This is a genomic window from Nostoc sp. 'Peltigera membranacea cyanobiont' 213 (genome assembly GCF_002245975.1).
In the GTDB taxonomy this organism is placed as follows: domain Bacteria; phylum Cyanobacteriota; class Cyanobacteriia; order Cyanobacteriales; family Nostocaceae; genus Nostoc.
The window spans coordinates 88,758-97,205 of the sequence record NZ_NOLI01000011.1; the positions used below are offsets into that span (position 1 = coordinate 88,758).

At 41.0% G+C, this 8,448-nt stretch carries 4 protein-coding genes; all 4 read left to right on the forward strand.

Annotated elements, in window-relative coordinates; all coding sequences use genetic code 11:
- The first annotated feature begins 217 nt into the window (after nucleotides 1-217).
- Entirely contained in the window at nucleotides 218-3,790 is a 3,573-nt protein-coding gene (locus CDG77_RS05505) for an ATP-binding protein (protein ID WP_094328404.1), read from the forward strand.
- A complete protein-coding gene (locus tag CDG77_RS05510; RefSeq protein ID WP_094328405.1) occupies nucleotides 3,787-5,622 on the forward strand; it encodes a two-component system response regulator in 1,836 nt (611 codons plus the stop codon). Before CDG77_RS05505 ends, CDG77_RS05510 begins: the two co-directional genes overlap by 4 nt.
- A gap of 269 nt (nucleotides 5,623-5,891) precedes the next feature.
- Nucleotides 5,892-7,340: a hybrid sensor histidine kinase/response regulator gene (locus tag CDG77_RS05515; protein ID WP_094328406.1), complete on the forward strand. Its 1,449-nt coding sequence runs from the start codon at nucleotides 5,892-5,894 to the stop codon at nucleotides 7,338-7,340.
- Nucleotides 7,341-7,511: 171 nt separating this feature from the next.
- Nucleotides 7,512-8,448, forward strand: a 937-nt coding sequence (gene ldpA / locus CDG77_RS05520) for a circadian clock protein LdpA (RefSeq protein ID WP_094328407.1), incomplete at its 3' end; no start/stop codon positions are given.

The window sequence follows — 8,448 nt, forward strand, 5'->3', positions numbered from 1 at the left end:
ACGACGGGCTGTTTGGTATCGCAAAGTTTGAAAATTCGGCGTTGGAGGAACTTAGCTATTTAGTAAATATAAGAACCGAATTCAGAATGCTTTTTTATACTCATTCTTCTCAGAGATGTCATAGTCAAAGCGATGACATACCGGATTTTTTTAGTATTAAATGTAGCTGATATGGCAAAAATGCCCCAAGTAGATGCTGGGGAAAAATTAAACAACAATGTTATCCAAACTTCGGCCTGTCAAATCTATTAATCGCTTAGTTGGCAAAGTCTATGCCAAGATGCCTCTGAGGTATGTTCTGATTGTGCCCTTTATATTACAAATTTTTGGGGCGGTGGGACTTGTGGGCTATCTTTCGTATCAAAACGGACACAAAGCGGTCAGGGAGCTTGCTACTCAATTAGAAAATGAAATCTGCGATCGCATTGAACAACATCTTGATAGCTATTTAACAACTCCGAAGCAAATTAATCAAATCAACTTAGATGCAATTGAACTAGGTTTGCTCAACCTTGCGGACTTTAAAACTACCGGAAACTACTTTTGGAAACAAATGCAGGTTTTCAATGTTGGCTACAATAGCTTTGCCAATCCCAAAGGTGAGTTCATCGGTATTGAACGCCTAAATAATGGCAAGCTGTTGATTAACGAAGTTAGTGAAAAGCATGGTATAGGGAAACTTTATATTTACAATTCAGACCTGAAGGGGAATCGCCGCCAGCTTCAGCAAGTCAAAAATTACGATCCTCGTCTGGAAGCGTGGTATACAGATGCAGTCAATGCAGGTAAACCCGTCTGGAGTAAAATTTATCAATGGGAAGATAAACCAGAAATTTTATCTATATCTTCTAGCTATCCTGTTTACAATAAAAATCATCAACTTGTTGGGGTAATTAGTGTTGATTTGATCTTGTCACAAATCAGCAATTTTTTAGCCAACTTAAATACTGAAAGACCGGGTAAAACTTTTATTTTAGAACGTTCCGGGTTAATCGTAGCTTCTTCTACTGAGCCTCCATATACTATCATTAATGGTCAAATAAAGCGTCGAGCGGCATTAGACAGTCAAAATTCTTTGATTCAACTTTCAACCCAGTCTTTGATCGAACGCTTTGGCAATCTGAGATTTGTTGCGGGAAAGCAACAGCTAAGTTTTAACGCCGATGGAATCCGCTATTTTGTGCAGGTAAAAAGTTGGAGGGACGAACCGGGTTTAGATTGGCTAATCGTGGCGGTGATTCCCGAAGGCGAATTTATGGAGCAAGTTAATGCTAACACCCGAATCGTGATTTTGCTGTGCATAGTTGCTTTTTTGGTAGCTACAAGAATTGGGATTTTGACCGCTCGCTGGGTAATTAAGCCAATTTTACAATTAAACACATCAGCTAAGAAAATTGCTCAAGGAGAATGGGAGCAAACACCAGAAATAAAGCGCTCCGATGAACTGGGGGAACTAGCCAAGTCATTTGAAACGATGGCAAAGCAACTCAAAACATCTTTTAGTGTATTGGAAGCAAGAAATGCTCAGATGCAAGTCTTAAATGAGGCGCTATGTGAGAGTCAGAGTCGGTTAACTCAATTTTTAGAAGCCATACCAGTTGGTGTATTTATTGCAGATGCTAAAGGTGAACCTTATTACATAAATCAGATTGGGCAGCAAATTCTTGGTCAAGAAGCGATGTCTAATAACGAGCCACTAAGCATCTACGCACAAGTTACCACCAAAAAATTGTCACAGGTATATCAAATTTACCTTGCTGGGACAGATCGACTCTACCCCAGCGATCGCCTACCAATTGCGAGAGCATTACTTGGGGAAAGCAGCAGAGTGGATGATATAGAAATTCACCATTGTGACAAGATTATTCCCATTGAAGTTTTAGGAGAGCCAATCTATGATGAATCGGGGAATCTAGCTTTTGCGATCGCCACATTTTTTGACACCACCCAACGCAAACACACAGAAAAGTTATTAGCAGAATATAATCGCACCTTAGAAGCTCAGGTAAAAAAACGGACTGATGAGTTCCAGCAAGTTATTGAACAACTGCAAACTACCCAAGAAGAACTGATTCAATCGCAAGCAATCGCCGCGCAGGAACAACAAGCAGCTATTCGAGAAGCAGCACGAAGCGCCGCCGCCAACCTCGCTAAGAGTGAATTCCTCGCTAACATGAGCCACGAACTGCGTACCCCACTCAATGCAATTCTTGGTTTCACCCAAGTCATGAGCCGAGATTATTCGCTATCTGGCGAACATCAAGAAAACTTGGCAATTATTAATCGTGCTGGCGAACATCTACTTAACTTAATTAACGACATTCTCGAAATGTCCAAAATCGAAGCTGGCAGAATTACATTAAATCTCAGTAGCTTTGACTTAATTCATCTATTAAAGAACTTAGAAGAGATGTTGCACTTGCGGGCTGCATCTAGAAATTTAGAATTAGTATTTGAATATCCCCAAGACATTCCTCAGTACATAGAAACAGACGAAAATAAACTGTGTCAAGTCTTGCTCAACCTCTTAGGAAATGCCATCAAATTTACTGATAGGGGGAGGGTAACATTACGGGTGAGACTGGGGGCTGGGGACTGGGGAACTGAGGACAAAGAGGAAAGAGATAATAATTCTTCATTCTCCCCCTTATCACCTACTCCCCGCCCCTTTGCCTCTTCATCCCAATCCTTAATCTTCGAGGTAGAAGATACTGGTTGTGGTATTACCTCACAAGAAATTAACTTACTGTTTGAGGCTTTTGAGCAAACTGAAATCGGTAGAAAATGCCAGCAAGGGACGGGACTAGGTTTAGCGATTAGCCGTAAATATGTGGAACTGATGGGAGGAGATATTACTGTTAGCAGTATGCCTGGTATTGGGAGTACATTTGTTTTTGATATTCAGATTGCTTTAACTTGCCCCAGAGAAATCCCGACAAACCAAATTAAATATCAGATTCTCACTTTAGCACCGACTGAAAGAACATACCGGATCTTAGTCGTTGACGATTCTCAAGAAAGCCGTCTTTTATTAGTTAAAATTCTCACATCTCTAGGTTTTGAAATCAGAGAAGCTACAGATGGTGCTGAAGCGATCGCTAATTGGGAATCTTGGCAGCCACACTTGATTTTTATGGATATGCGAATGCCTGTCATGGACGGTTATGAAGCCACAAGAATAATTAAGGCTAGAGAAATAGGGCATAGGGAAGTTAATATGTTGCGGGAGTTTCCTAAGTTGTACTCCTATCAAGAAGCAATAGGTGCGATCGGAAACGATCCTTCCGATCCATCCACTTTGCGATTGCCAACAGCCCTAGCTCCCCCTTCCAACATCTCTGAGATAGAACAAGGTTGTTACAATAAACACACGATAATTATTGCTCTAACTGCTAGCGCCTTTGAGGAAGAGCGCCAAAAAATCTTATCCATTGGCTGCGACGATTTTATTCGCAAGCCATTCACACAGGAAGTATTATTGGAAAAACTGAGTCAACATTTGGGTGTAAAGTATACCAACAAAATAGAAAGAACCAACACAGCAGTCGTCGATCGAGCTACACAGAGATTTGTCAGTGTTGCTGAACTCCTCAGCCATATATCACAAATGTCACCTGAATGGCTACAAAAGATCCACTATGCCGCAGCCAGCTGTAGCGATGAACTGATTTTAGAGTTAATCAAGCAAATTCCACCAGACAATGTTCAGGTTTTCCAAGTTCTTAGGGATTTAGCAAATAACTACCAGTTTGAAAAAATCATGGAATTGACTAAAACAAACGTAGAATGAATTACGAGCATTTAGACCCTGATAAAAAAGATATTTTGATTGTTGACGATATGGCGGACAACCTCCGGGTTTTGTCCTCAATATTGACAAGGGAAGGGTATAACGTTCGTAAAGCCTTGAACTGGCAAATGGCGCTGACCGCAACTCAAACAGTATTACCGGATTTGATTTTACTCGATATTATGATGCCAGAAGTAGATGGCTATGAAATTTGTCAGACCTTTAAAGCTTGGGAGCTAACAGCCGATATCCCGGTGATTTTTATTAGTGCTTTAGATGATGTTTTTGACAAAGTTAAAGCCTTTAAGGTAGGTGGTGTAGACTATATTACCAAACCTTTTGAGTTTCAAGAAGTTTTAGTGCGCGTGCAAAATCAACTGGCATTGAGATCGGCGCGATTAGAAATATTAAAACTAAACGTCGAATTGGAACATCGCGTAAAAGAGCGAACAGGGGAGTTAGAAAAAGCTCTCCAAAAACTCCAACAAGAAATCAATTCTCGGCAAAAATTGCAAAGTCAACTTCTAGATATAGCGCTGCATGATTCCCTGACTGGATTACCAAACCGAGTTTTGTTTATCAGGCGACTAGAAAATGCTCTAAATCGTGCCAAGCAAGAATCTAGTTATCAGTTTGCGCTACTATTTTTAGACTGCGATCGCTTCAAAGTTATCAATGATTCTCTTGGTCATTTGGTGGGGGATGAATTGCTGATAGCGATCGCTCGTCGCCTACAAGCATGTCTGATCCCTATTGATACTATAGCAAGATTAGGCGGTGACGAATTTGGAATCCTCCTAGAAAATATCACAGATATTAATATAGCAATCCAAGTTGCCGAACAGATTCTGCAACAGCTATCACTTGCTTTTAACCTGTCAAGATATGAAGTATTCATGAATGCCAGTATTGGTATTAGTTGGGGCAATAAAGATTATGAGCGCCCAGAGTACTTGCTGCGAGATGCTGATACGGCAATGTATCGAGCCAAGGCTCAAGGAAGAGGCAAATATCACGTTTTTAATCCAGCGATGCATCGGGAAGCAATTCAGCTTTTAGAGTTAGAAAATGACCTGCGAAGGGCTGTGGAAAGGCAAGAATTTCTCGTTTATTATCAGCCAATTGTTTCTCTGAATACAGGGAGAATTTCTGGATTTGAAGCCTTGGTGCGGTGGCAACATCCGACTCGCGGTCTAGTTTCTCCTATAGAGTTTATTCCGGTAGCAGAAGAAACAGGTTTAATTAATGCAATTAATAGTTGGGTATTACAGTCAGCTTGTCATCAACTCAGCATTTGGCAACATCATCCAGTCACACCAGAACCTCTAACTATGAGTGTCAATTTGAGTGCTAGATTATTTTCACAGCCCAATTTAGTAGAACAGATTGACCGGATGATTTATGAAAATAAAATAAATCCTGCATATTTAGAATTAGAAATTACAGAAAGCGTAATTATGGAGAATACTAATGCAATTAAAATAATTCTTCAACAATTAAAACATCGAAAAATTAAGCTGATTATGGATGACTTTGGTACAGGATATTCCTCTTTAAGTTACCTACACAGCTTTCCTTTTAATGCACTCAAGATTGACAAATCTTTCGTCAAACGGATGCAGGATAATCAAGAAAATATGGGGTTAGTACCAGCAATGATTGGCATTGCCAACTCAATGGGGATGAATGCGATCGCTGAAGGTGTGGAAACACAAGAACAGCTAGCTCAATTGAGAAGTCTAAACTGTAATTTTGCTCAAGGATATCTATTTTCTCAACCCATAGAACAACAATCGGTTCTTAAGTTGCTTGCCACAGCACCTCAATGGTAGCTATCAATTAGCATCGGGTCAATAATTACCTTATTGATGCTCGGCTAGATAATCTGTGCGTGCTATCTAATATACTGCTAGAAGCAGGCAATCAAGTTCGCAAAGCTCATAAATGACCAATAGTTTCTGATAGTCGCTAGTCCTCTCCAGTCACCGTGGGAGTTAAACTATAAATATAACTATTATGGTGAAAATAATCAACAATTTTTAGGCAATTTCCAAGAAGAATTTCCTATCCTCAATAATTATAAGCATAGCTTTTGATAATAATGCATTTTAATCAAATCAACCATCATAAAAAAAATATTTTGGTAGTCGATGATACCCCGGATAATTTGCGGCTTTTGTCGGCAATGTTGACTGCACAAGGTTTTGAAGTTCGCAAAGCCTTAAACGGTAAAATGGCACTGACTGCGTGTCAAATGGTTTTACCAGATGTAATTTTGCTAGATATTAATATGCCAGATATGGATGGCTATCAAGTTTGTCAACAGCTAAAAGCTGACGAGAAAACTTGCGAAGTTCCGGTAATTTTTATCAGCGCCTTGGACGATGTTGTAGATAAGGTAAAAGCCTTTGATGTTGGTGGTGTAGATTATATTGCTAAACCTTTTCATGGGGCAGAGGTTGTATTGCGAATTGAAAATCAGATTAATTTACGTTTGCTCCAAGTTAAACTACAAGAAAAAAACTTTTTATTACAAGAGGCTCTTGATAACTTAAAATCCGCTCAAGTTCAACAAATTCAAAACGAAAAGATGGTGGCACTAGGGCAGTTAGTGGCTGGTCTGGCTCATGAAATTAATAACCCCATCAGTTTTATTTATGGTAATCTCGAATACGCGGGTCAATATGTGCAAGACCTAGTGAATATGATTGAGGTCTATCAACAAGAATATCCCAAACCTACACCCAAAATTCAGCAAATAGCCCAAGATGTAGACCTAAATTTTATGATTCAGGATCTGCAAAACCTGATAGGTGCAATGTATAGAGGCTCCGATCGCATTCGGGAAATAGTTCTCGCGCTACAACACTTTTCTCGCCATGATGAAGCAGAGATGAAACGGGTAGATATCCATGAAGATATCGAAAATACTTTGGTGATGTTACAACATCGGCTCAGAGAAGCCGCAGACCGTCCGACAATTATTGTAGTGAAAGATTATGGTAATTTACCCCTAGTCACTTGTTATGCAAGTGAACTAAATCAAGTATTCATGCATCTGTTGAATAATGCCATAGATGCAATAGAAGAGAGAGTGGGAAATCAAGGTTCTAATCCTTATTCCCTAACGCCAATTGAGGGTAGTTCCTCCACTTCGGGAGATCCCATCGCTTTTAGTGTCTCCCCAACTCTTCAAGATGCTCCTTCGCGTTGGGAGAAGACTGTAATACCTTCTGCACTTGGAGAAACCCCAAAACCGCAGTGGCTTCTTCCTACTCCCCAAATTCGGATTCACACAGAGGTGACAGACTTTAATATGGTGAAAATTGCGATCGCAGATAATGGCCCTGGTATAGATGAGTCGTTGCGATCGCGTTTGTTTGAGCCATTTTTTACCACAAAACCTGTGGGCAAAGGTAGTGGGCTAGGATTATCTATTAGCTATCAGATTATCGTCCAAAAACACCGAGGAAATATTACCTGTGCTTCTCCTGTTGGGGAAGGAGCAGAATTTGCGATCGAAATTCCCATTGAGCAACCTGAGCGTTAGCCAACAGCAAATTCAGTAAATTGCCGTTTGAAGTTCGGCAGCTATAATTTTCTCTGCACAAAGGTCTGTGTACATATCCAATCCCCAGTCCCCAATCCCTAATTCAGGAAATCCGGACTTTTTATTGATTACAGGCTACTATTTTTAGTCGCATAAACGCATAATAGAAGTGTGACCGATCTGTTAGTCCCTTTACAATCCCTCAAACAAAGTAACTGGTTCAAGCTGATCTGCGGAGCCAGCTTCCAGCATTTGCCGGCAGTTAGAAATTTGACCTTAGCCTATACCTTGGCGGGCGCTGACTGCATAGATGTTGCAGCTGATCCAGCAGTGATTGCAGCAGCGCAATCAGGGCTACAAGTAGCTAAAACTCTAGCTAAAGATGCCCAAAAGCGAGGCTTTGACTACAAAGGCAACTTACCCTTTTTAATGGTCAGCCTAAACGATGGAGAAGACCCCCATTTTCGCAAAGCAGAATTTAATCCTAATGAGTGTCCTAAAGATTGCCCTAGACCCTGTGAACGGATTTGTCCAGCACAAGCGATCGTGTTTGACAGTATCAAAGAAGACTTTTCGGGAGTAGTTTCCGAAAAGTGTTATGGCTGCGGTCGTTGCCTCCCAATTTGTCCTTATGATAAAATTTATACAGCCTCGTATGTGACAACGCCAGGAGCGATCGCGCCATTAGTAATGTCAACAGGAGTAGATGCCGTAGAAATCCATACACAAGTAGGGCGGTTGGCAGAATTTGAGCGATTGTGGCAAGCAATTTCACCGTGGGCCGATCGATTAAAGGTACTAGCTATCAGCTGTCCCGATGGCGATGGGATGACTGACTACCTAAGAACAGTGTATGAATTGATTGCCCCACTCAAAAGTGCTTTAATTTGGCAAACCGACGGTCGTTCCATGAGCGGTGATATTGGCGATGGTACTACAATAGCCGCAGTCAAATTAGGGCAGAAAGTTTTGGCAGCGAAGTTACCGGGATATGTGCAGTTAGCAGGCGGCACAAATAGCTATACCGTTGCTAAGTTAAAGGCAATGGGACTACTGAAGAGAGCAGGGGGAGCAGGGGGAGATGGGGGAGCAGGGGAAGATAGGGAAG